This is a genomic window from Micromonospora sp. S-DT3-3-22 (assembly GCF_015354745.1).
Classification (GTDB): Bacteria; Actinomycetota; Actinomycetes; order Mycobacteriales; family Micromonosporaceae; genus Micromonospora; species Micromonospora wenchangensis.
Genome location: NZ_JACGMO010000096.1, coordinates 1 through 22229, shown reverse-complemented (window position 1 = coordinate 22229; position 22229 = coordinate 1). Strand labels below are relative to the sequence as shown.

Below are 22229 nucleotides of genomic sequence, written 5' to 3'. Positions count from 1 at the left end.
GGTCTAAACGTCCGCCCGGGGATCTCAGCAGGCAGTTACGTACGGGCCGGCCGGATCGTTCGGTCACCCGTCAGGTGTGACGGCCCGCACCGTTGTCGGGTCGCCCGGGCAGCGAAAACGACGACGCGTAGTGTGTGGTCCGGTGTGTGGACCCCGACGGGGTCCCGCCGAACCGACTTCCCCTGCCGACGCCGGAAGGTGGCAATCCGTGAGCATGATCACCGAGCGCCCCGTCAGCAACTCTGCCGGGCAGCCGCCGGTGCGCACGGTGGGCGGGCGGCCGACGGCCCGTCGGCGGGACGTCCGGGCGGTGGTGTCGGCGTACGTGACGCTCACCAAGCCGCGCATCGTGGAGCTGCTGCTGGTGACCACGGTGCCGGCGATGATGCTCGCCGAGGGCGGTCTGCCGTCGCTGTGGCTGATGGCCGTGGTGCTGGTCGGCGGCTCCCTGGCCGCCGGTGCGGCGAGCGTGCTGAACTGCTACATCGACCGGGACATCGACCAGTTGATGCGGCGCACCAAGCGGCGTCCGCTGCCGGCGCACACCGTCTCGCCGCGTAGCGCCCTGGTCTTCGGGCTGGTGCTGGCGGCGGTGTCGGTCGCGTTGATGGCGACGTTCACCAACCTGCTGGCCACCGCGCTGACGCTGGCCGCGATCGTCTACTACGACCTGGTCTACACGCTCTGGCTCAAGCGCACCACGACGGCGAACACCTTCTGGGGCGGCGCGTGCGGGGCGGCCCCGGTGCTGATCGGCTGGGCGGCGGTGACCGGGTCGCTGGCCCCGGCGGCCTGGGTGCTGTTCGCGGTGGTCTTCTTCTGGCAGATGCCGCACTTCTACCCGCTGGCGATGAAATACAAGGACGACTATGCCCGCGCCGGCATCCCGATGCTGCCGGTGGTGGCCTCGCCCCGGCGGGTCAACGCCGAGATCCTGATCTTCGCCTGGCTGACGGTGGCGACCTCGCTGGCGCTGTGGCCGTTGGGCATGAGCGCGGTGTACGGGGTGCCGACCGCCGTGGTGGGCGCCGTCTTCCTGGTCGAGGCGCACAAGCTCTGCCGGCGGGTGACCCGGGGTGAGCCGGTCAAGCCGATGCGGCTGTTCCACTGGTCGACGACCTACCTGACCATCGTGTTCGTCGCGGTGGCCCTCGACGCTCTGCTCTGATCTCCGCCGTGCCCGCCGCGCCGTTTCCCCGTGGGTGGTGCGGGCGGGCCGCGTCGGGTCCGGTGGCGGTGCCCGGACGGCCGCGACACGCCGGGGACGGTTCGGGTCTCCGCCCGCATGATGGGATTTTCTTCGGGGTTCGGCGAGTGCCACAAGCTGGACACATCGGGGCGATCCAACCCGGCCGTTATGCCCGTACTTATCCGTCATGGCCGGGCAATACGCCCGCGCTTTCCGATAAACCCTCGGGTAATTGGTATCACAAATAGTTCATGATTCTCGCGCGTAGGGGTGGAAGTCTGCTTAGGCTTCGCGTCATGGCAGAAGGTTCCGATACGACGCTGACGGCCGAGCAGACCGCCGGAGCGGCCCCCACCGGGCTGGTCGCTGGCATCAGGTCCTTCGCCGCCGCCCACGGCGGCGCGAAGGCGGTCATCGAGTACGTCGGCAAGCGTGGTGCCCGGATCGTCCTGGTCGGCACCGACGGCGCGTGGGGCGACCAGTTCGCCGAGGACACCGTGACCGCCCGGGAGGCGTGCGCCCAGGCGGGAGTCGCCGTCGAGAACGCCTGGGAGCGTGAGCTGATGGACCAGATGCGGCCGAGCAACGACCTGTGGCGGTCGATGGCCCGGCGCACCATGGCCCGTTGACCGACAACCCGACCCACCACCAGTCGACCCGGGGGGAACCCCGGGTCGCTCTCGTCACCTGCTCCCGTTTCGCCGACCTCTACGCCGACGACCGGCTCGTGCTCGCCCCGCTGGCGGCCCGGGGCGTCACCGGCGAGGCGGCCGTCTGGGACGACCCCCGGGTCGACTGGGCCGGCTACGACCTGGTGGTGCTCCGCTCACCCTGGGACTACGCCCCGCGCCGCGACGAGTTCGTCGCCTGGGCCGCGTCGGTGCCGACCCTGGTCAACCCCGCCGACGTGGTGCGGTGGAACACCGACAAGCGCTACCTCGGTGAACTCGCCGCCGCCGGGGTGCCCACCGTGCCGACCTCCTGGGTCGCGCCGGGCGACGACTGGGTCCCGCCCCCGACCCCCGGCCGGTACGTGGTGAAGCCGACGGTCAGCGCCGGCAGCCTCGACACCGGCCGGTACGACCCCGCCGACCCGACCCACCGGGACCTGGCCGTGGCGCACGTACGCCGGCTGACGGCCGCCGGCCGGACCGCCATGGTCCAGCCGTACCTGGACGCGGTGGACACCGCCGGGGAGACCGCGCTGCTCTTCGTGGCCGGCCCGGACGGCCTGACGTTCAGCCACGCCATCCGCAAGGGCGCCATGCTCGACGGCCCGGACCTGGGCGTCGAGGGCCTGTACCGGCCGGAGCGGATCGACGCGCGCACCGCCACCGGTGAGCAGTTGGCCGTCGCCGAGCGGGTGCTGGCCGAGGTCCCCGGCGGCCCGCAGCGGCTGCTCTACGCCCGGGTGGACCTGATCCCCGGCCCGGACGGCGCACCCGTGCTGATCGAGCTGGAACTGACCGAGCCGTCGCTGTTCCTCGGTCACGCCGACGGTGCCGCCGAGCGGCTCGCCGACGCGGTGCTGGTCCACCTCGCCCGCCGCTGACCGCCCGGGCCACGCCCGGCGGTGGCGTCGCCGCGTCCCGGCGCGATCGACCTGGTCCCGGCCGGCCCGCCCGGGGAAACGCTCAGACGGTGGCCGGCACCCGCTGCTGCTCGGCCGGTGGCGACGCCGGGTCGCCGGCGACCGGCCGGCGCTGCCGGGTCGACCAGAGCATCGCCAGGGTGGCCAGCAGCACCAGGCAGGAGCCGAGCATGTGCGCGGCGACCAGCACGGCCGGCAGGTGGGTGAAGTACTGCACGAAACCGATCAGGCCCTGCCCCAGCTCCACCGCGACCAGCACCAGGGCGGCGCGGGCCGGGCCGGTCGCGCCGACCGCCCGCAACGCCAGGACCAGCGCGACGGAGAGGCCGATCAGCAGGAACACCCCGTCGGCGTGCACCTGGGAGATCGTCTCCGGGTCCAGCCCGTTGCGGGCGGCCCCGTGGTCGCCGGCGTGCGGGCCGCTGCCGGTCACCCAGGTCCCGACCACCAGCACGGCGACGCTGACGGCGGTGGTGAGCCGGGCGAGGGTACGCAGCGGCCCGGGCACCACCGGCACCACCGGCCCGTCCGGGTCGACGATCCGTCGCCAGAGGGCGTACGCGGCGGCGATGACCGCCATCGAGGCGAGGAAGTGCAGCCCGACCACCCACGGGTTGAGGTTGGTCAGCACGGTGATCCCGCCGATCACGGCCTGCGCGGGGATGCCGAGGAACACCGCCACCGCCAGCGGGCGCAGCCCGGCGCGCCGGGGCCGGTGGGCCAGCACGGCCAGCAGGGTGGCCAGCGCGATCGCCCCGACGGCGAAGGTGAGCAGCCGGTTGCCGAACTCGATCACCCCGTGCACGCCCATCTCGGCGGTGGTGGTGTAGGACGCGTCGGTGCACCGGGGCCAGGTCGGGCAGCCGAGCCCCGACGCGGTGAGCCGGACCGCCCCGCCGGTCACCACGATGGCCACGTTGGCCACGATCGAGGCGTACGCGAGGCGGCGCAGCAGGGTGGTCGAGACCGGGAACCGGACGGATCGCTTCACGGAGCGAATCCTACGCACCGTAGTTGATCCCGATCGGGTGACTCCGCCGGCCCGGTGGGCCGGATCACCGGGGTCGGGTTTGCGGGCCCCCGGCGAATTACGTAACGTTGGCGTTGTGAAAAAAGCGGCGGCGCTCTCCGGGCACCCGTCGACGGCCGCCCCGGCCGTCGGCGTCGGTGCGCGGTCCCGCCGTGCCGTGCGGCGCGGGACGGAGGCCGCGCGGCGGGCCACGCCGGCCCCGACGCCGGACGCCCCCACCGACCTGTCCACCCGTGACCGGGTGACCCGGCTCCTGCTGGAGCAGGGGGCGGCCACCGCCGGCCAGCTCGGCTCGGCGCTCGGTCTCAGCCCGGCCGCGATCCGCCGGCACCTCGACGCGATGCTCGCCGACGGCGACGTGGTCGCCCGGGAGCAGACCGTGCGGGGCAGCCGGGGGCGGGGCCGACCGGCGAAGGTCTTCCTGCTCACCGACGCGGCCCGGGGGCGTTGCGGCACCCACCACTACGACAACATGGCCACCGCCGCGCTGCGCTGGATCGCCCGCAACGGCGGCCCGGACGCGGTCGAGGCGTTCGCCGCCGACCAGGTCGCCGCGCTGGAGGCCCGCTGCCGGGCCGCCATGGAGGACGCCGGCGACGATCCGCTGGCCCGGTCCGAGGCACTCGCCGGTGCGCTCACCGCCGAGGGCTACGCTGCCAACGCGTCGACGATCGCCTCGGGCGGGCAGCTCTGCCAGCACCACTGCCCGGTGGCGCACGTGGCCGCCGAGTTCCCCCAGCTGTGCGAGGCCGAGACGGCGGTCATCTCCCGTCTGGTCGGCACCCACGTGCAGCGTCTGGCCACCATCGCGCACGGCGACGGGGTGTGCACCACGCACATTCCGGCCCAGCCGCGCGCCCAGTCCGGTAACACCGTCACCACTGTGAGGACAGATAGATGACCGAGCAGATCGTCCAGCCCCTGACCCAGGAAGAGCAGCTCGCCGCCCTCGGTCGCTACGAGTACGGCTGGGCCGACTCCGACGTCGCCGGGGCCACGGCCCAGCGCGGTCTCAACGAGGCGGTGGTGCGGGACATCTCGGCCAAGAAGAACGAGCCGGCCTGGATGCTCGACCTGCGGCTCAAGGGTCTGCGGCTGTTCGGCCGCAAGCCGATGCCGTCCTGGGGGGCCGACCTCACCGGGATCGACTTCGACAACATCAAGTACTTCGTGCGTTCCACCGAGAAGCAGGCCACCAGCTGGGAGGACCTGCCGGAGGACATCAAGAACACCTACGACCGGCTGGGCATCCCCGAGGCGGAGAAGCAGCGGCTGGTCGCCGGGGTCGCGGCGCAGTACGAGTCCGAGGTGGTCTACCACAAGATCCGCGAGGATCTGGAGGAGCAGGGTGTCCTCTTCCTGGACACCGACACCGCCCTCAAGGAGCACGAGGACGTCTTCAAGGAGTACTTCGGCACGGTGATCCCGGTCGGCGACAACAAGTTCGCCGCGCTGAACACCTCCGTGTGGTCCGGTGGCTCGTTCATCTACGTGCCGAAGGGCGTGCACGTGGAGATCCCGCTCCAGGCGTACTTCCGGATCAACACCGAGAACATGGGCCAGTTCGAGCGGACGCTGATCATCGTCGACGAGGGCGCGTACGTGCACTACGTCGAGGGTTGCACCGCGCCGCTCTACTCCTCCGACTCGCTGCACAGCGCGGTCGTCGAGATCGTCGTCAAGAAGAACGCGCGCTGCCGCTACACGACCATCCAGAACTGGTCGAACAACGTCTACAACCTGGTCACCAAGCGGGCCGTCTGCCACGAGGGCGCCACCATGGAGTGGGTCGACGGCAACATCGGCTCCAAGGTGACCATGAAGTACCCGGCGGTCTACATGACCGGCGAGCACGCCAAGGGCGAGGTGCTCTCGGTGGCGATGGCCGGTGAGGGCCAGCACCAGGACGCCGGGGCCAAGATGGTGCACGCCGCGCCGCACACCAGCAGCACCATCGTGTCGAAGTCGATCGCCCGGGGCGGCGGCCGTACCTCGTACCGGGGGCTGGTGCAGGTGCTGGAGGGTTCGCACCACAGCCGCAGCACGGTCAAGTGCGACGCGCTGCTGGTCGACACCGTCTCCCGCTCGGACACCTACCCGTACGTCGACATCCGCGAGGACGACGTGTCGATGGGGCACGAGGCCACCGTCTCCAAGATCAGCGACGACCAGCTCTTCTACCTGATGAGCCGGGGGCTGAGCGAGGACGAGGCGATGGCGATGATCGTGCGCGGCTTCATCGAGCCGATCGCCAAGGAACTCCCGATGGAGTACGCCCTGGAGCTCAACCGCCTGATCGAACTCCAGATGGAGGGCGCGGTCGGCTGACGCCGCCCCGCCGCCCACGACACCGTCGTCCCGGACAGACAGACCAAGGAAGAGATGACTACCCAGGCTTCCGCGCCGCCCAGCACCAAGTCGCAGGCGCTCCGCTCGTACGACGTCGCCGACTTCCCGGCCCTGACCGGCCTGGAGGAGGAGTGGCGCTTCACCCCGCTCAAGCGGCTCCGTGGGCTGACCGGTGGGGCGCAGGCCGCCACCGGTACGGTCCGCCACGAGTACGCCGACCTGCCGGCCGGCGTCACCGTCGGGCGGATCGGCCGGGACGACCCCCGGGTGGGCAGCGTGCTCACCCCGGTCGACCGGGTCAGCGCGCTGGCCTACGGCGGCGCCGGTGAGGCGTTGCTGGTCGAGGTCGCGGCCGAGGCCGTGGTCGACGTGCCGGTGAGCCTGCGGGTGGTCGGGGACGACGCCACCGGGCTGGCCTTCGGGCACACATTCGTCGACGTGGGCCGGTTCGCCGAGGTGGTGCTGGTGCTGGAGCACGTCGGTGCGGCGACGCTGGCCGACAACGTCGAGGTGGCGGTGGCCGACGGGGCGAAGCTGACCCTGGTCACGGTGGCCGACTGGGCCGCCGACGCGGTGCAGGCCCAGCACCTGAAGATCCGCCTCGGCCGGGACGCCAAGGTGTCGCACGTCCAGGTGAGCCTCGGCGGTGACCTGGTCCGCCAGTCCACCACGGTCGAGTACACCGGCCGGGGCGGCGAGGCCGAGCTGTACGGCGTCTACTTCGCCGACGGCGGCCAGCACCTGGAGCACCGGCAGCTCGTCGACCACAACGTGCCGGACTGCCGCAGCTACGTCGGCTACCGGGGCGCGTTGCAGGGCGACGAGGCGCACACCGTCTGGGTGGGTGACGTGCTGATCCGGGCCGAGGCGACCGGCACCGACACGTACGAGATCAACCGGAACCTGCTGCTCTCCGACGGCGCGCGGGCGGACTCCGTACCCAATCTGGAGATCGAGACCGGCGAGATCGCCGGTGCCGGCCACGCCAGCGCGACCGGCCGGTTCGACGACGAGCAGCTGTTCTACCTGATGGCCCGGGGCATCCCGGCGGACGAGGCGCGTCGCCTGGTGGTCCGGGGCTTCTTCGCCGAGGTGATCAACAAGATCCCGGTCGAGCCGCTGCGCGAGCGGCTCGGCGACGCGATCGAGGCCCGGCTCACGAAGGCCGGGGCCTGACATGATCCGGATCTGCGCGACCGGGGACGTGCCGCAGGGCAGCGTGGTCAGCGCCGACGTGGACGGCACCCCGATCGCCGTCGTGCACGGCACCGACGGCGGGTTCTACGCCGTGCACGACGAGTGCTCGCACGCCTCGGTCGCCCTCTCCGAGGGTGAGGTCGAGGGCTGCACGCTGGAGTGCTGGCTGCACGGTTCCCGGTTCGACCTGCGCACGGGCGAGCCCACCGGGCTGCCCGCCACCGAACCCGTTCCCGTCTACGCCGTCGAGGTCCGCGACGGCGACATCTACCTTCCCGTGGGCGCCGACGGCCGCCCGACGCCGAGCAATGGAGTGACCCGATAATGAGCACCCTGGAGATCCGCGACCTGAAGGTGTCGGTCAAGCTGCCCGAGGGTGAGCTCAAGCCGATCCTGTCCGGTGTCGACCTGACCGTCCGGTCGGGGGAGACCCACGCGATCATGGGCCCGAACGGCTCCGGCAAGTCGACCCTGGCGTACTCGGTCGCCGGCCACCCCAAGTACGAGATCACCGGCGGCTCGGTGACCCTCGACGGGGCCGACGTGCTGGAGATGACCGTCGACGAGCGGGCCCGCGCCGGCCTCTTCCTGGCCATGCAGTACCCGGTCGAGGTGCCCGGCGTCTCGGTGGCGAACTTCCTGCGGACCGCCAAGACCGCCATCGACGGCGCGGCCCCGAAGCTGCGCACCTGGGGTGGCGAGCTGCGCGGCGCGATGGAGAAGCTTCAGATGGACCCGGCGTTCGCCCAGCGCAACGTCAACGAGGGCTTCTCCGGCGGCGAGAAGAAGCGGCACGAGATCGTGCAGCTGGAGCTGCTCAAGCCCAAGATCGCCATCCTCGACGAGACCGACTCCGGCCTCGACGTGGACGCGCTGCGGGTGGTCAGCGAGGGGGTCAACCGGGTCCGCGACACCGGCGACACCGGCCTGCTGCTGATCACCCACTACACCCGCATCCTGCGCTACATCAAGCCCGACTTCGTGCACGTCTTCGTGGCCGGCCGGATCGTCGAGCAGGGCGGCCCGGAGCTGGCCGACAAGCTTGAGGAAGAGGGCTACGAGCGGTACGTCGCCGGAGCCGGCGCGGCGCGGGCCTGAGCGTCCGATGACCTCCATCGCGATCCCGGCGGGCATGCCGCAGTACGACGACGTGCCCCGCTTCGACGTGGCGCGGGTGCGGGCCGACTTCCCGATCCTCGACCGGGAGGTCAACGGGCACCGGCTGGTCTACCTCGACAGCGCCAACACCTCGCACAAGCCCCGGCAGATGCTCGACGTGCTCGCCGGGCACTACGCGATGCACAACGCCAACGTGTCGCGCTCGGTGCACACCCTGGGCACCGAGGCGACCGAGGCGTACGAGGGGGCGCGGGCGAAGATCGCCGCGTTCGTCAACGCGCCCAGCGTCGACGAGGTGGTGTTCACCAAGAACTCCACCGAGGCGATCAACATCGTGGCGTACGCCTTCTCCAACGCCTCGCTGCGCGCCGACGCCGACGAGCGGTTCCGGCTCGGGCCGGGCGACGAGATCGTGATCTCCGAGATGGAGCACCACTCGAACATCGTCCCGTGGCAGTTGCTGGCCGAGCGGACGGGCGCGACGCTGCGCTGGTTCCCGGTCACCGACACCGGCCGGCTGGACGAGTCGGGGCTGACCGAGCTGGTCACCGAGCGGACGAAGATCGTCGCGCTGGTGCACACCTCCAACATCCTCGGCACGGTCAACGCCACCGCCCGGATCACCGAGCGGGTCCGCCAGGTGGGTGCGCTGCTGCTGCTCGACTGCTCGCAGTCGGTGCCGCACCAGCCGATCGACGTGGTCGACCTCGACGCCGACTTCATCGTCTTCACCGGGCACAAGATGTGCGGGCCGACCGGCATCGGCGTGCTGTGGGGGCGGGGCGAGCTGCTCGCCGCGATGCCCCCCGTCATGGGTGGCGGCTCGATGATCGAGACGGTGTCGATGGCCCGGTCCACGTTCGCCGCGCCGCCGGCCCGGTTCGAGGCGGGCACCCCGCCGATCGCCGAGGCCGTCGCGCTCGGCGCGGCGGTCGACTACCTCACCGGCGTCGGGATGCGGGCGATCCAGTGGCACGAGAAGGAGCTGACCGCGTACGCGCTGGACGCCCTCGCGACCGTGCCGGGGCTGCGGATCTTCGGCCCGACGGTGCCGGTCGGCCGGGGCGGCACCATCTCGTTCGCGCTCGGCGACGTGCACCCGCACGACGTCGGTCAGGTCCTCGACTCGCTCGGCGTGCAGGTGCGGGTGGGCCACCACTGCGCCAAGCCGGTCTGCACCCGGTTCGGGGTGCCGGCGATGACCCGGGCGTCGTTCTACCTGTACACCACCACGGAGGAGATCGACGCCCTGGTGGCGGGTCTCGAACAGGTGCGGAGGATCTTCGACTGATGCAGCTGGACCAGCTCTACCAGGAGATCATCCTGGACCACTACAAGCGCCCGCAGGGGCGCGGGCTGCGCGACGCCGACGACCCCGACGCCGAGGTGGGCGAGGCGCACCACGTCAACCCGACCTGCGGCGACGAGGTCACCGTACGGGTGGCCGCCGTCGACGACATCGTGGTGGACATCTCGTACGACGGGGCCGGCTGTTCGATCAGCCAGGCGTCGGCGAGCGTGCTGTACGACCGGCTCTCCGGCCGGTGCGCGGAGGAGATCGCCGCCGTGCACGCGGGATTCGTGGCGTTGATGTCCGGCCGTGGCCAGGTCACGCCGGACGAGGAACTACTCGGTGACGGGGTGGCGTTCGCGGGAGTCGCCCGCTACCCGGCCCGGGTCAAGTGCGCGCTGCTGCCGTGGATGGCGTTCAAGGACGCCGCGGCACGCGCGGGGGTGGGCGTGAGCCCGACGGAGGTGGAGGCATGAGCGAGAACACCGCTACCGCGGCGACGCCGGAGACCGGCGACGCCAGCACGACGCCGCACGGCGCGGTGACGCCGCCGGCCGCTGCCGCGCCGGCCACCAACGGTGTTGCCGGCACCGCCGGCCCGGCAGATGCCGTCGCGTCAGCGGAGACCGCCGTGCCGGCCTATGCTGCTGTGCCGACCGGTGCCGCCGTGCCGGCCGATGCTGCTGTGCCGACCGGTGCCGCCGCGCCGGCCGGTGCCGCCGCGCCGGCCGGGGGCGATGCCGCTGCGGCGACCGGTGGCCGGGCGGCCCTCGCCGACATCGAGGAGGCGATGAAGGACGTCGTCGACCCCGAACTCGGCATCAACGTGGTCGACCTCGGCCTGGTGTACGGCGTCCACGTGGACGACCAGAACGTCGCCACCCTGGACATGACGCTGACCTCGGCGGCCTGCCCGCTCACCGACGTGATCGAGGACCAGGCCCGGCAGGCGTTGACCACCGGCCCCGGCGGGGGACTGGTCGACGACATCCGGATCAACTGGGTCTGGCTGCCGCCGTGGGGGCCGGACAAGATCACTGACGAGGGACGGGACCAGCTCCGCTCCCTCGGCTTCAACGTCTGACCTCCGGTCCGACCTCGCGGGCGCGGCACCCACACCGGGTGCCGCGCCCGCCGTCGTCCACCGCCCCGGCCCGGGTCGGGTCCGGCCCCGCCCGGGTCCGGGTGGGGTGATCGACTCAACGGGGGCGGTACAGGGGTGTCCGGGCCCGGCTGATACCGCTGTTTCGCCCCCGTTGAGTCGATCACCCCGTAGCGGCGGACAATCCGGTGGCGGGGCGTCGGGCAGGGGGCCGATGATGAGCCGGTGATCGAGACGTACCCGGTGCAGGGGCCTGTCCGCGCGAGCACCGCCACGCGCCGACAGCAGTCCCGTCCGGGGCGCGGCTCGGCCCGCCACCGGTCGTCGTGACCGCCGCCTTCCTGGCCGGTCTGGTGGCCGGCTACTGGGTCGCCGTCCCTGTCGGCGCGATCGCGGTGCTCATCCTCGGGCTCAGCGCCCGTACCTCGTTGCGGGTCGGCGCGGCTGCCGCGTTCGGCGTCGCCACCGCCGACGGGCTCTACGCCGCCGTGGCGGTACTCGGGGGCGCGGCGGTGGCCGCCGTGGTCGCCCCGGTCGCCGGGCCGCTGCGGGTGGTGGCGGCGGTGGTGCTGCTGGCGCTCGCCGTCCACGGCGGCTGGCGGGCCTGGCGCTCCCGACCCCGGTCGAACGGGCCGTACCTGGGCAGCCCGGGGTCGAACGGGCCGGACCTGGGTCGTCCGGGGTCGGGCGGGCCGGTGCCGGTTCGTCCGGAGCCGGGTGGGCCCGGGTCGGAGGGGCCTGGGGCAGGCGGACCGGGACCGAGTGGGCTGGAGCCGGGTCGTCCGGGGTCGGGTGGGTGGGGGTCGGGTCGGGGGATGGACACGCCGGGGCGCGCGTTCGCCGGGGTGCTGGCGTTGACCCTGCTCAACCCGGCCACGGTGGTCTACTTCGCGGCGCTGGTCCTCGGCCGTGCCGACGTGGCGCGGGCGGCACCGGCAGCCGCCGCGCTGTTCGTCCTCGGGGCCTTCGTCGCGTCGGCGAGCTGGCAGTTGCTGATCGCCGGGAGCGGCACCCTGGTCGGCCGGGTGCTGGCCGGCCCGCGCGGTCGACTGGTGACCGGTCTGCTGTCCAGCACGATCATCGCCGCCCTCGCCGTCGCCATGCTGGTCGTGCGGTGAGCCGCCCCCACGCCGGCCGCGTCGTCCCCGCCCGCCCCGACGGCATCCGCCCGCCGGGCTGCCGTCGTGCGGTGAGCCGCCCGCCGTGCCGTACGGTCGGGTGATGAGCAGCCGACCCGCGGCCGGTGGCGGCCGGTGGATCGAGGTCGATCCGACCCGTGTCGCCCGCTGGGTGGAGGGTTTCACCGACCGGCACGGCCCGCCCATCGTCGCCCCGCAGGGGTACGGCCTGCTGCTCACCGCCGCCGACGGGGCGACCGCCGAGCTGCACCTTCCGCCGGGCGGTGGCACCGGGCAGGTGGACGACGTGCCGGGGTTCGTCGACGCCGCCGTCGCGCCCCGCCGGCTCGGGCTGCTGCTGGCCCGCAAGGGCGCGGTGGCGGTCGGCGTGGCGCTCGGCACCGAGCTGCTGGTCTCCAAGGTGGACACCCGGTACGTGCAGGGTCGCACCGCCGCCGGGGGCTGGTCGCAGCAGCGGTTCGCCCGGCGGCGGGACAATCAGGCCAAGGCGGCCCTGGGCGATGCGGCGGAACTGGCCGTACGACTGCTGTTGCCGGAGGCGGCGACGCTGGCGGCGGTGGTCTGCGGCGGTGACCGGCGGGCCGTCGACACGGTCCTGGCCGACCGGCGGTTGGCCCCGCTCGCCGGGCTGCGGGCCGAGCGGCTGCTCGACGTGCCCGAACCCCGGCACGCGGTGCTGGTCGCCGCGATCGCCGCCGCCCGCGCGGTGCACGTCCTGGTCCGCGACCCGGCCTGAACCCCGCCGGCACGCTGGCCGCAGCCGGCACGACATGGGACGGCGACGGCCGCCGGGACGGCGGTGCCGCCGGGAACGGCGACGGCGGCCGGGGGGCGTGCGCCCCGCCGACCGCCGCGACCTGCCGACCGGTGCCGGTCAGAGGCTGCCGCCGAAGGTGTCGCAGGACTTCGGGTCGCCGGTGGTGTAGCCCTTGGTGAACCACTGCTTGCGCTGCTCGGAGGAGCCGTGGGTGAACTCCTCCGGGTTGACCGGGCGGTTGGCCCGCTTGGAGATGGCGTCGTCGCCGATCTTCTCGGCGGTGTCGATCGCCTGTGCGATGTCCTGCTCGGTGATGCTCTTGAAGATCTTCTGGCCCTGCTCGTCGGCGGTGCCGGTGGCGTTCTTGGCCCACGCGCCGGCGTAGCAGTCGGCCTGGAGTTCCAGCTTGACCGAGAGCGCGTTGGCGCTGCCCGGGTCCCGCTGCTGCTGGCGGCGCATCTGCGCCTCGGTGCCGAGCAGGTCCTGCACGTGGTGGCCGTACTCGTGGGCCAGCACGTACGGCTGGGCGAACTCACCCTCGGCGCCGAGCTGGTCGGCGAGGGTCTGGTAGAAGGTCAGGTCGATGTAGACCAGGTCGTCGGCGGGGCAGTAGAACGGTCCGACGCCGGAGTCGGCCTGGCCGCAGCCGGTGTTGACGCCCTGGCTGAAGAAGACCGTCTTGGACGGCTGGTACTGCTGGCCGAACCGCTCGGGCAGGGCGGTGCGCCAGTACGCCTGGATCGAGTTGACGTAGAGGGTGTTGCGGCAGTCCAGTTGCTTGAGCGCGTCGTCGGCGGAGCACTTCTGCTCCAGGGCCGTGTTGTCGCCCGCCTCGGACCCGCCGCCGGTCATGGCGTTCAGCCCGAAACCGCCGCCCACCAGGGCCACCAGCACGGCGATGATGAGGCCGACGATGCCGCCGCGCCCACCGCCGCCCGGGATCGGGATCGGGATGCCCGCCCCGCCACCCCCACCGGACCCTCGCCGGTCGTCCACCTGGCCGGTGTCGATCCGCGCGTTCTCGTTCAGCTCCATGTTGACCCCGATCACCGATTCGTCACGTCTGAGGGTTGCGGTACCGGACCGGGTCCGGACGGCGTTTTCGGTACCCGATGATCTTGTACGGTAATCCGGACGGTGTGCGTCGGGCCGCCCGGTACACTTGTCGGGTGCTGCGCTGCGAAGGCTGAACCGCCCCGCGCCGACGGGAACCACTGACCCGCCGGCGCTTTCGCGTGCCCTGAGTCAGCCCTTCCAGACCCCCGAGAGCGAGTACCGGAAATGATCAGTGTCACCGGCCTGGAACTGCGCGCCGGCTCCCGGATCCTCCTGTCCGACACCACCCTGCGGGTGCAGCCCGGTGACCGGATCGGACTGGTCGGTCGTAACGGCGCCGGCAAGACCACGACCCTCAAGGTACTGGCCGGCGAGGGGCAGCCGTACGCCGGGCAGATCGACAGGCGCAGCGCCATCGGCTACCTGCCGCAGGACCCGCGTACCGGCGACCTGCAGGTCACCGGCCGGGACCGGGTGCTCTCCGCCCGGGGGCTGGACGTGCTGATGGCCCAGATGAAGGAGATCGAGCAGCAGCTCGCCGACGGCGCCGACGACAAGCTGGTCCGCCGCTACGGCGCGCTGGAGGACCAGTTCGCCTCGCTGGGCGGGTACGCCGCCGAGGCCGAGGCCGCCCGGATCTGCGCCAACCTGGGGCTGCCCGACCGGGCGCTCGCCCAGACCATCGGCACTCTCTCCGGCGGCCAGCGTCGCCGCATCGAACTGGCCCGCATCCTGTTCCGCGACGCGGGGGAGAACGGCGGCGGCATCCTGCTGCTCGACGAGCCCACCAACCACCTCGACGCCGACTCGATCACCTGGCTGCGCAGTTTCCTCGCCAACCACAAGGGCGGGCTGATCGTGATCTCCCACGACGGCTCGCTGCTGGAGTCGGTGGTCAACAAGGTCTGGTTCCTCGACGCCACCCGCTCCGTGGTCGACGTCTACAACCTGGGCTGGAAGGCGTACCTGGCGGCACGCGAGACCGACGAGCGTCGCCGCCGCCGGGAGCGGGCCAACGCCGAGAAGAAGGCCGGCGCCCTGATGGCGCAGGCCGACAAGATGCGGGCCAAGGCCACCAAGACCGTCGCCGCGCAGAACATGGCCCGCCGGGCCGAGAAGCTGATCTCCGGCCTGGAGGAGGTACGGGTCTCCGACAAGGTGGCGAAGGTCCGCTTCCCCAACCCCGCCCCGTGCGGAAAGACCCCGCTGACCGCGACCGGCCTCTCCAAGTCGTACGGCTCGCTGGAGATCTTCACCGATGTGAACGTCGCGGTGGATCGCGGATCCCGGGTGGCCATCCTCGGGCTCAACGGTGCCGGCAAGACCACCCTGCTGCGGATGCTCGGCGGGCTGCTCCCACCGGACACCGGCGAGGTGCACGCCGGGCACGGCCTGCGGTTGGGCTACTACGCCCAGGAGCACGAGACGCTGGACGTGGAGCGGACGGTGCTGGAGAACATGCGGGCGGCGGCGATCGAGCAGTCCGACACCGACCTCCGCAAGATTCTCGGTGCCTTCCTGTTCTCCGGAGAGGACGTGAACAAGCCCGCCGGGGTGCTCTCCGGTGGCGAGAAGACCCGACTCGCCCTGTCGACCCTGGTCTGCTCCGGTGCGAACGTGCTGCTGCTCGACGAGCCGACGAACAACCTGGACCCGGTCAGCCGGGAGCAGGTGCTCGACGCCATCGCCCGCTACCCGGGCGCGATCGTCCTGGTCACCCACGACCCGGGCGCGGTGCTCGCGCTCAAGCCGGACCGGGCGATCCTGCTCCCCGACGGCGACGAGGACGCCTGGAGCGACGACCTCCTCGAACTGGTCGAACTGGCCTGATCCGACCCCGACCCCGCCCGCGACGGCCGGTGGGCGACGTCGCCGGGCCGTCGGTCGGTGGACGAGGGGCGTCCGGTGGTCAGCGGGCGAGGTCGGCCAGCCGGCCGAGGACGCCCGAGCCGACCAGGATCACCAGGCCGATGGCGACGAAGACGACCGGGACCAGCCAGTGCCCGGCCCGGCCGACCAGGCGGACCACCCGGGGGTGCCCGCCGAGCAGCGCGGCGGCACCGCACCAGACGGCGACCAGGAACGCGAAGACCAGCAGGTAGACCAGCCCGGTGGCCGGGTCGAGGGAGCGGAACACCGGGACGTAGACGGCGATGTTGTCCGCGCCGTTGGCGACCGTCACCCCCGCGACCCCGAGCAGGCCGCCGACCACGGCCGGCGGGGTGTCGTCGTCGGTGCGGGCCAGCAGCGCCCGGATCCCGAGCGCGACCGGCAGCAGCCCGAGCAGGCCGGTCCACGGGTCGGGCACCACCAGCAGGCCGGCGGCGGCCACCAGGGCCGCCGCGACGAGGGTGGCGATGCCCAGGTACTGACCGGTGACGATCTGCCACGGGCGGGGTCGTCCCGTGCCGCGGGCGGCCACGAAGAGTACGGTCAGCACCACGATGTCGTCGAGGTTGGTGGCGGCGAAGACGGCCGTCGCCGCGCTCACGTCGCCCAGCAGGTCGGTCACGACCGGCAGGCTACGGGCCGCCCACCAGCACCGCCACGGCGCGGTAGCAACCGGTGACCGGGCGGAGGGTCACTCTATCGGGTTGACGACACTGCATAGCGTGTCGGTTGGCGAAGAGTTGATATCTGGCGCATGATCGTTCGAGACGGTCTAATAGGTGGGACCGTATCGAACCGCACAGTCTGGGACGTGAGGAATCAGCATGGCAGCCACTGGCACAGCCACCAGCACTGAGAAGGGTCGCCGGATCGTCGGAGCCGAGCGTCAGACGCTCGCCAAGGACCTGGTAAAGCGGTACACCGGCGGGGAGAGCATCCGCGCGCTCGCCGCCTCGACCGGGCGATCCTACGGGTTCATCCACCGCGTGCTCACCGAGTCCGGTGTGCAGCTGCGACAGCGCGGCGGCGCCCGGCGTCGCAAGAAGGCGTGACCCGCCCACCAGCGTCGTCCGTCAGCACGCCCCGGGCGGTCCGGTGACCGCCGAGACGACCGGGGTGCTACTGCACTGCGACGGGCCGGTCGCGACGGTCACGTTGTGCCGGCCCGACGTGCTCAACGCCCAGACTCCGGCGATGTGGCGCGCGATGAGCGACTTCTCCCGGGACCTGCCCGGCGACGTGCGCGTCGTGGTGGTACGCGGTGAGGGGCGGTCGTTCTCCGCCGGCCTCGACCTGTCGGTGGCCGGTGCCCAGGGCCCGGGTTCCTTCGCCGAGCTGTCCACCCTGCCCGAGCAGGAGTGCGCCGACCGGATCGCCGGTTACCAGCAGGGCTTCACCTGGCTGCACCGCCCCGACGTGATCTCGGTGGCGGCCGTGCAGGGTCATGCCATCGGCGCGGGCTTCCAGCTCGCGCTCGCCTGCGACCTGCGGGTCCTCGCCGAGGACGCCAAGCTGTCGATGGCCGAGGTCACCCTCGGTCTGGTCCCCGACCTGGCCGGCACCAAGCGGCTGGTCGAGCTGGTCGGCTACGCCCGCGCCCTGGAGTTGTGCGCCACCGGCCGGCGGATGGACGCCGCCGAGGCCGACCGGATCGGCCTGGCCAACCTGGTGGTGCCGAACGCCGAGCTGGACGCGGCGGTCCGTGACCTCACCGCCGGCCTGCTCGCCGGCGACCGGGACGCGGTGGTGGAGATCAAGGCGCTGCTCGCCGGTGCCGCTGGCCGCTCCCACACCGAGCAGCAACGGGCCGAGCGGGAGGCGCAGACCCGCCGGCTGCGTGACCTGGCGGGCCGGGGCGAGTAGCCGGCCGGCGGCTGGTAAGGACTGCCCGGGAAGAGCCGGGTTACCACCGAGGTTGTCGTAGGCGTCGGGAGAATCGACCCCGACGGTGCGTGCCGCCACGACACGGAGGTGACCGATGTCCAACCCGATGACGGGCGGCAACATGGCCGGCTGGAGCATGCTCCGGTCGATCCGCCACGGCGACGAGGTCTCCACCCACCGGCTCAAGCGCGGCACCGCCAAGCGGATCATGGCGTTCGCCGACCCCTACCGGCGCGACATCGTCATCTTCCTGGTGACCGTGGTGATCGCCGCCGTGATCGGGGTGGCCACCCCGGTGCTCGCCGGCCACGTGATCAACGCGATCAGCGGCGGCGGGCCGGAGGCCGGTGCCACGGTCGTGCGGTTCGCCCTGGTCATCGGCGGGCTGGCCGTCGCCGACGCGGTCTTCTCCCTCGTCCAACGCTGGTACTCGGCCCGCATCGGCGAGGGCATCATCCTCGACCTGCGCACCCAGGTCTACGACCACGTGCAGCGGATGCCGTTGCAGTTCTTCACCCGCACCCAGACCGGGGCCCTGGTCAGCCGGCTCAACAACGACGTGATGGGCGCCCAGCGGGCGTTCACCTCCACCCTGTCCGGGGTGGTCAGCAACGTCATCCAGCTGGTGCTCACCGCCGGGGTGATGTTCACCCTCTCCTGGCAGATCACCACGCTCTCGCTGATCCTGCTGCCGATCTTCGTGGTCCCCGCCCGGCGGGTGGGCCGGCGGCTGGCCGAGATCACCCGGGAGTCGTACAACCTCGACGCCAAGATGAACGCCACGATGACCGAGCGGTTCGGGGTGGCCGGCGCGCTGCTGGTCAAGCTGTTCGGCTCGCCCGACGTGGAGGCCGGTCGGTTCGCCGCGCGGGCCGAGCGGGTCCGCGACATCGGCATCCAGTCGGCGATGTACTCACGTACGTTCTTCGTGGCGATGCTGCTGGTCGCCTCGCTGGCCCAGGCGCTCACCTACGGGCTCGGCGGGTGGCTGGCGGTCACCGGTGCGGTCAGCGCCGGCACCGTGGTCACCCTCGCCCTGCTGCTCACCCGCCTCTACGGTCCGCTGACCGCGCTGTCCAACGTCCGGGTCGACGTGATGAGCGCGCTGGTCTCGTTCGACCGGGTCTTCGAGGTGCTCGACCTGCGCCCCGGCATCGAGGAGAGGCCCAACGCGGTGCCGGTGCCCCGGGGCGCCGGGCGGGTCGAGTTCCGCGACGTCCGGTTCCGCTACCCGGCCGCCGCCGACGTCTCGCTGGCCTCGCTGGAGGAGGTCGCCACCCTCGACCGGACGGTCGGTGAGCCGGTGCTCAAGGGGGTGTCGTTCCGGGTCGAGCCGGGGCAGATGGTGGCGCTGGTCGGGCCGTCCGGGGCCGGCAAGTCGACCCTGTCCATGCTGATCTCCCGGATCTACGACGTCACCGACGGCGAGGTGCGGGTCGGCGGGGTCGACGTCCGGGACGCCACCCTCGCCTCGCTGCGCGACGAGATCGGCGTGGTCACGCAGGACTCCCACCTGTTCCACGAGACGATCGCCGAGAACCTGCGGTACGCCAAGCCGGACGCCACCGACGACGAGATCTGGGCGGCGCTGGCCGGTGCCCAGGTGGCCGATCTGGTACGCGCCCTGCCCGACGGGTTGGAGACGACCGTCGGGGAGCGCGGCTACCGCTTCTCCGGTGGGGAGAAACAACGCATCGCCATCGCCCGGCTGCTGCTCAAGGCCCCGTCGATCGTGATCCTCGACGAGGCCACCGCCCACCTCGACTCGGAGAGCGAGGCGGCGGTGCAGCGGGCACTGGCCGTGGCGCTGACCGGGCGGACGGCGCTGGTGATCGCGCACCGGCTCTCCACGGTCCGCGACGCCGACCAGATCCTCGTCCTCGACGACGGCCGGATCGTCGAGCGGGGCCGGCACGACGAGCTGGTCGCGGTGGGTGGGCTCTACGCCGAGCTGTACCGCACCCAGTTCGCGGTCGCCGACTCGCCCACCCCGTACCCGGACGCCGTCGAGCCGTCCGAGCCGATCGTAACCACCGTGCCGATGGGCACCTACGTCGCCCAGGAGGCGCGGCCCCCGGCCGTGGCCAACTGACGCCCGTCCAGGTGCGCTCGGCGTCCGTGCGGGACGCCGGGCGGTGAATACGCACGGCGTGCTGTCGCCGGCGATACGAGACCAGGCCAGGGGGAGCGGACCCCGACCTGGTCCGAGGTTGCGACGGCGATCCCCCGCCGGGCACCGGGACCCGACCCACCGGCTGGGGCAGTCGGCGGTCGTCAATTCGGTGCCTTTTCCGTCATTCGGTGCGGTGCGACTCAGAAGTACACCGTGCGGAACTTCGTGTACGTCGTGTACTGGTTGCCCGGGTAGAAGGTGGAACCGGACACGGTGACCTCGATGCTGGTAAATCCGTAGGCGGAGACGAGGTCGCCGGTGAAGGTCTCGCAGTTCTGGTAGTAGACGGTGTGGTTCGCGCTGGCGGTGCCGCCCTTGATGGTCACCTGGGAACTCGGGTAGGTGCTCTGCCCGCACAGCGTCACCGAGTAGCTCGCCTGGTTGCTGCCCGTCGTCCCGGAGACGGTTCCGGTGGCGGTGCCGAGGGACTGGGTGTTGTTGTAGCCACCCTTGACCGAGACGGTGAACGTTGAGGTGCCCGCCTGGGCGCTGACCGCGGGCAACACGGCCACCGTGGCGGCCCCGGCGGCGCCCGCGGCCAGCAGGCGGACGAAGCGGGAAGAACGGACTTGTGGCATAACTGCTCCCGACGTGATGGGAAATGCAATGACGGCAGGTAGCCGATTGCGTACCCAATGTTAGACGAGCGTGAACTCGAAAGCACGCTCGAAATAAATCCCGGTCAATGGGAACGCGATCCGTCGTTCGCAATTTCCTGCCTGGATGTCGGCATTTACACGACACATCGTGAACGCGTGACGCGACGTACCGTGAGTGCCCGGACGGTGGTCGTGGCCCGGCGCGGCAGCGGTCAGCCGGCGGGGGACGGCGGGTGGCCGGTCACCGCCGCGCGCAGCTCGCCGAAGGCGGCCCCGAGGGTCTGCGGGGTGAAGTGGGCGTTCAGGCCGCTCGGGTTGGGCAGCACCCACAGCCGCGCGCCGGCCAGCGGTTCCGGCTGCGGGCCGAAGCCGGCCCGGGGCCGGGCGAACCCGATCCGGTACGCGGTCACCCCGACCACGGCCACCCAGGCCGGCCGGTGCCGGGTCACCTTGTCGGTGAGCGTCCGCGCGCCCGCCACCAGCTCTGCCGGGGTCAGCTCGTCCGCCCGTGCGCTGGCCCGCGCCACCATGTTGGTGATGCCCAGGCCGTACCCGGGCAGCGTGTCCTGCTCGCTCGGGTGCAGTTGGCGCGGGGTGAAGCCACCCCGGTGCAGGGCCGGCCAGAACCGGTTGCCGGGCCGGGCGAAGTGCCATCCGGTGGCCGCCGACCAGAGGCCCGGGTTGATCCCGACGAAGAGCACCGTCAGCCCGGGGCCGATCACGTCGGGGATGGTACGGTCCGCCGCCGCGGCCAGCTCCGCCCGGTCCGGCCGGCGTACCGCTCCGGGGGTGGGGCGGGGCGGTCCGGGGGTGGCGGCGGGACCCGTCGCCCGCTGCGGGGTCACAGGCTGCGCAGCGCGCCGCCGTCGACCGGCACGCTGACCCCGGTGACGTAGCCGGCGGCGGGGGAGAGCAGGAACGCGGCGACCCGCCCGAACTCGTCGGGATCGCCGATGCGGCGCAGCGGGATGCCCGCCTCCGCGGCGGCGCGGGCCGTCTCGTCGTCGCCGAGCAGTTCCCGGTTGCGGTCGGTCAGGAAGCGTCCGGGCAGCAGGCCCAGCACCCGGACGCCACGCGGGCCGTGCTCGTCGGCCAGGTCCTTGGCCACCCCGGCGAGGCCGGGCCGCAGGCCGTTGGAGATGCCGAGGCCGGTGATCGGGGTACGGGCCGAGGTGGACAGCACCAACCCGATCGCGCCGCCGTCGGTGAGCGCGGCGGCCACCGTCCGGGCCGTCCGCACGGTGCCCAGGAAGACCGTCTCGAAGGACTCCCGCCACTGCGCGTCGCTGACCTGGGTGGCGGTGCCGGCGGGCGGCCCACCCACCGAGACGAGCGCCCCGTCGAGCCGGCCGAAGTGTTCCCGGGCGGCGATCACCAGCCGCTCGGGCAGGCCCGGGTCGGCCAGGTCGGCGACGAGGCCGATGGCGTGGTCGGGCCCACCCAGCAGCTCGACGGCCCCGGCGACCCGCTCCGGCGTCCGGGCCGACAGGACCACCCGCGCCCCGTCGGCGACCAGGCACCGTGCCGTCGCGAAGCCGAGCCCCCGGGACGCGCCGGTCAACACGTACACCCGATCGGTGAGTCCGAGATCCATGCCACCGATCCTGCCGTACCCGGCGGTGGTCGGCGCGGCGGGCCGGTGGTCAGCGGCGGGTGGGGCGGAGCAGGCGTACCCGGCCGGCGAGCTGGAGGGCGACGGCGTCGCCGCTGCGGGCCAGGGCCGGCAGCCGGCGGCGGCGGGGCGGGTTCCGCCCGTCGTAGCGGTGGACGGCCTCGCGGGCGGCCAGCTCCTCCGCGCCGAGCGGAGGGAGGGCGCCCCGGTCGCGCAGCGCGCGGGCGAGGTCCCAGCCGTCGCGCAGCGAC

The 22229-nt window shown here is 72.5% G+C and carries 23 protein-coding genes and 1 pseudogene; 17 read left to right on the top strand and 7 right to left on the bottom strand.

Translation table 11 applies throughout. The annotated features are described in order from the left end of the window. The first annotated feature begins 208 nt into the window (after window positions 1–208). The 3 genes from H1A17_RS24360 (at window position 209) to H1A17_RS24350 (ending at window position 2741) form a co-directional block, all read left to right on the top strand. Window positions 209–1168 carry a heme o synthase gene (locus tag H1A17_RS24360; protein ID WP_145920862.1) on the top strand — a complete coding sequence of 320 codons (960 nt, stop codon included), beginning with the start codon at window positions 209–211 and terminating at the stop codon, window positions 1166–1168. Between the two features lie 317 nt (window positions 1169–1485). Continuing rightward, entirely contained in the window at window positions 1486–1818 is a 333-nt protein-coding gene (locus tag H1A17_RS24355; RefSeq protein WP_194822975.1) for a hypothetical protein, read from the top strand. Continuing rightward, complete coding sequence (locus tag H1A17_RS24350; protein ID WP_145920860.1) at window positions 1815–2741, top strand: RimK family alpha-L-glutamate ligase; 927 nt, start codon at window positions 1815–1817, stop codon at window positions 2739–2741. The genes H1A17_RS24355 and H1A17_RS24350 overlap by 4 nt, the downstream gene beginning before the upstream one ends. Before the next feature lie 82 nt (window positions 2742–2823). Here H1A17_RS24350 and H1A17_RS24345 read toward each other — a convergent pair whose 3' ends face one another. Then, window positions 2824–3789, bottom strand: coding sequence for a heme A synthase (locus H1A17_RS24345; RefSeq protein WP_194822974.1), 966 nt, complete (start codon window positions 3787–3789; stop codon window positions 2824–2826). Between the two features lie 178 nt (window positions 3790–3967). On the opposite strand from H1A17_RS24345, the gene H1A17_RS24340 reads away from it, so the two are divergent. The 10 genes from H1A17_RS24340 (at window position 3968) to H1A17_RS24295 (ending at window position 12743) form a co-directional block, all read left to right on the top strand. After that, window positions 3968–4711, top strand: a complete 744-nt coding sequence (locus H1A17_RS24340) for a metalloregulator ArsR/SmtB family transcription factor (RefSeq protein WP_145922947.1) — start codon at window positions 3968–3970, stop codon at window positions 4709–4711. Further along, entirely contained in the window at window positions 4708–6138 is a 1431-nt protein-coding gene (gene sufB, locus H1A17_RS24335) for a Fe-S cluster assembly protein SufB (RefSeq protein WP_145920858.1), read from the top strand. The genes H1A17_RS24340 and sufB overlap by 4 nt, the downstream gene beginning before the upstream one ends. Window positions 6139–6192: 54 nt before the next feature. Then, window positions 6193–7335: a Fe-S cluster assembly protein SufD gene (gene sufD, locus H1A17_RS24330; protein ID WP_145920857.1), complete on the top strand. Its 1143-nt coding sequence runs from the start codon at window positions 6193–6195 to the stop codon at window positions 7333–7335. Window position 7336: 1 nt separating this feature from the next. Beyond that, the gene (locus H1A17_RS24325; protein WP_194822973.1) at window positions 7337–7681 is read left to right on the top strand and encodes a non-heme iron oxygenase ferredoxin subunit; all 345 of its coding nucleotides are present in this window, start codon (window positions 7337–7339) and stop codon (window positions 7679–7681) included. Beyond that, on the top strand, window positions 7681–8454 hold the full coding sequence (gene sufC / locus H1A17_RS24320) for a Fe-S cluster assembly ATPase SufC (RefSeq protein WP_145920855.1): 774 nt from the start codon (window positions 7681–7683) through the stop codon (window positions 8452–8454). Before H1A17_RS24325 ends, sufC begins: the two co-directional genes overlap by 1 nt. Window positions 8455–8461: 7 nt before the next feature. Beyond that, window positions 8462–9766: a cysteine desulfurase gene (locus tag H1A17_RS24315; protein WP_145920854.1), complete on the top strand. Its 1305-nt coding sequence runs from the start codon at window positions 8462–8464 to the stop codon at window positions 9764–9766. Further along, a complete protein-coding gene (gene sufU / locus H1A17_RS24310; RefSeq protein ID WP_145920853.1) occupies window positions 9766–10242 on the top strand; it encodes a Fe-S cluster assembly sulfur transfer protein SufU in 477 nt (158 codons plus the stop codon). The genes H1A17_RS24315 and sufU overlap by 1 nt, the downstream gene beginning before the upstream one ends. A gap of 191 nt (window positions 10243–10433) precedes the next feature. Further along, on the top strand, window positions 10434–10850 hold the full coding sequence (locus H1A17_RS24305) for a metal-sulfur cluster assembly factor (protein ID WP_194822980.1): 417 nt from the start codon (window positions 10434–10436) through the stop codon (window positions 10848–10850). A 344-nt stretch (window positions 10851–11194) separates the two neighbouring features. Then, the gene (locus tag H1A17_RS24300; RefSeq protein WP_194822972.1) at window positions 11195–11986 is read left to right on the top strand and encodes a LysE family transporter; all 792 of its coding nucleotides are present in this window, start codon (window positions 11195–11197) and stop codon (window positions 11984–11986) included. Window positions 11987–12089: 103 nt separating this feature from the next. Continuing rightward, window positions 12090–12743: an acVLRF1 family peptidyl-tRNA hydrolase gene (locus H1A17_RS24295; RefSeq protein ID WP_145920851.1), complete on the top strand. Its 654-nt coding sequence runs from the start codon at window positions 12090–12092 to the stop codon at window positions 12741–12743. A 138-nt stretch (window positions 12744–12881) separates the two neighbouring features. Here the strand turns inward: H1A17_RS24295 and H1A17_RS24290 are convergent, their stop codons facing one another. Then, entirely contained in the window at window positions 12882–13799 is a 918-nt protein-coding gene (locus H1A17_RS24290) for a neutral zinc metallopeptidase (protein WP_145920850.1), read from the bottom strand. 246 nt (window positions 13800–14045) lie between these two features. Between H1A17_RS24290 and H1A17_RS24285 the strand changes: the two genes are divergently transcribed. Then, window positions 14046–15650 (top strand): ABC-F family ATP-binding cassette domain-containing protein, encoded by a 1605-nt coding sequence (locus H1A17_RS24285; RefSeq protein ID WP_145920849.1) that lies wholly within the window; start codon window positions 14046–14048, stop codon window positions 15648–15650. Between the two features lie 79 nt (window positions 15651–15729). On the opposite strand, the gene H1A17_RS24280 is transcribed toward H1A17_RS24285, so the two are convergent. After that, on the bottom strand, window positions 15730–16332 hold the full coding sequence (locus H1A17_RS24280) for a cadmium resistance transporter (RefSeq protein ID WP_309236847.1): 603 nt from the start codon (window positions 16330–16332) through the stop codon (window positions 15730–15732). Window positions 16333–16534: 202 nt separating this feature from the next. Here H1A17_RS24280 and H1A17_RS24275 point away from each other — a divergent pair, with 202 nt between their 5' ends. The 3 genes from H1A17_RS24275 to H1A17_RS24265 all read left to right on the top strand — a co-directional run bounded on the left by H1A17_RS24275 (window position 16535) and on the right by H1A17_RS24265 (window position 19686). Next, window positions 16535–16762 (top strand): helix-turn-helix domain-containing protein, encoded by a 228-nt coding sequence (locus H1A17_RS24275; protein WP_007072022.1) that lies wholly within the window; start codon window positions 16535–16537, stop codon window positions 16760–16762. Between the two features lie 43 nt (window positions 16763–16805). Then, window positions 16806–17573, top strand: coding sequence for an enoyl-CoA hydratase/isomerase family protein (locus H1A17_RS24270; protein ID WP_145920847.1), 768 nt, complete (start codon window positions 16806–16808; stop codon window positions 17571–17573). Window positions 17574–17700: 127 nt separating this feature from the next. Then, window positions 17701–19686: an ABC transporter ATP-binding protein gene (locus H1A17_RS24265; RefSeq protein WP_194822978.1), complete on the top strand. Its 1986-nt coding sequence runs from the start codon at window positions 17701–17703 to the stop codon at window positions 19684–19686. A 221-nt stretch (window positions 19687–19907) separates the two neighbouring features. On the opposite strand, the gene H1A17_RS24260 is transcribed toward H1A17_RS24265, so the two are convergent. The 4 genes and pseudogenes from H1A17_RS24260 to H1A17_RS24245 form a co-directional block, all read right to left on the bottom strand. Then, window positions 19908–20345 carry a hypothetical protein gene (locus tag H1A17_RS24260; protein ID WP_194822971.1) on the bottom strand — a complete coding sequence of 146 codons (438 nt, stop codon included), beginning with the start codon at window positions 20343–20345 and terminating at the stop codon, window positions 19908–19910. Window positions 20346–20578: 233 nt separating this feature from the next. After that, entirely contained in the window at window positions 20579–21211 is a 633-nt protein-coding gene (gene mug, locus H1A17_RS24255) for a G/U mismatch-specific DNA glycosylase (RefSeq protein WP_194822970.1), read from the bottom strand. Further along, a complete protein-coding gene (locus tag H1A17_RS24250) occupies window positions 21208–21960 on the bottom strand; it encodes an SDR family oxidoreductase (protein ID WP_145920843.1) in 753 nt (250 codons plus the stop codon). The genes mug and H1A17_RS24250 overlap by 4 nt, the downstream gene beginning before the upstream one ends. 49 nt (window positions 21961–22009) lie before the next feature. Next, window positions 22010–22229, bottom strand: a pseudogene (locus tag H1A17_RS24245) (hypothetical protein); the annotation flags it as partial.

What these genes read in the sequence shown, in the direction of transcription:
- sufC (WP_145920855.1), top strand. Translation starts at nt 7,681, where the DNA reads ATGAGCACCCTGGAGATCCGCGACCTGAAGGTGTCGGTCAAGCTGCCC.
- sufD (WP_145920857.1), top strand. Translation starts at nt 6,193, where the DNA reads ATGACTACCCAGGCTTCCGCGCCGCCCAGCACCAAGTCGCAGGCGCTC.
- H1A17_RS24325 (WP_194822973.1), top strand. Translation starts at nt 7,337, where the DNA reads ATGATCCGGATCTGCGCGACCGGGGACGTGCCGCAGGGCAGCGTGGTC.
- H1A17_RS24290 (WP_145920850.1), bottom strand. Translation starts at nt 13,799, where the DNA reads ATGGAGCTGAACGAGAACGCGCGGATCGACACCGGCCAGGTGGACGAC.
- H1A17_RS24275 (WP_007072022.1), top strand. Translation starts at nt 16,535, where the DNA reads ATGGCAGCCACTGGCACAGCCACCAGCACTGAGAAGGGTCGCCGGATC.
- H1A17_RS24265 (WP_194822978.1), top strand. Translation starts at nt 17,701, where the DNA reads ATGACGGGCGGCAACATGGCCGGCTGGAGCATGCTCCGGTCGATCCGC.
- sufB (WP_145920858.1), top strand. Translation starts at nt 4,708, where the DNA reads ATGACCGAGCAGATCGTCCAGCCCCTGACCCAGGAAGAGCAGCTCGCC.
- H1A17_RS24315 (WP_145920854.1), top strand. Translation starts at nt 8,462, where the DNA reads ATGACCTCCATCGCGATCCCGGCGGGCATGCCGCAGTACGACGACGTG.
- H1A17_RS24250 (WP_145920843.1), bottom strand. Translation starts at nt 21,960, where the DNA reads ATGGATCTCGGACTCACCGATCGGGTGTACGTGTTGACCGGCGCGTCC.
- H1A17_RS24295 (WP_145920851.1), top strand. Translation starts at nt 12,090, where the DNA reads ATGAGCAGCCGACCCGCGGCCGGTGGCGGCCGGTGGATCGAGGTCGAT.
- H1A17_RS24355 (WP_194822975.1), top strand. Translation starts at nt 1,486, where the DNA reads ATGGCAGAAGGTTCCGATACGACGCTGACGGCCGAGCAGACCGCCGGA.
- sufU (WP_145920853.1), top strand. Translation starts at nt 9,766, where the DNA reads ATGCAGCTGGACCAGCTCTACCAGGAGATCATCCTGGACCACTACAAG.
- H1A17_RS24260 (WP_194822971.1), bottom strand. Translation starts at nt 20,345, where the DNA reads ATGCCACAAGTCCGTTCTTCCCGCTTCGTCCGCCTGCTGGCCGCGGGC.
- H1A17_RS24285 (WP_145920849.1), top strand. Translation starts at nt 14,046, where the DNA reads ATGATCAGTGTCACCGGCCTGGAACTGCGCGCCGGCTCCCGGATCCTC.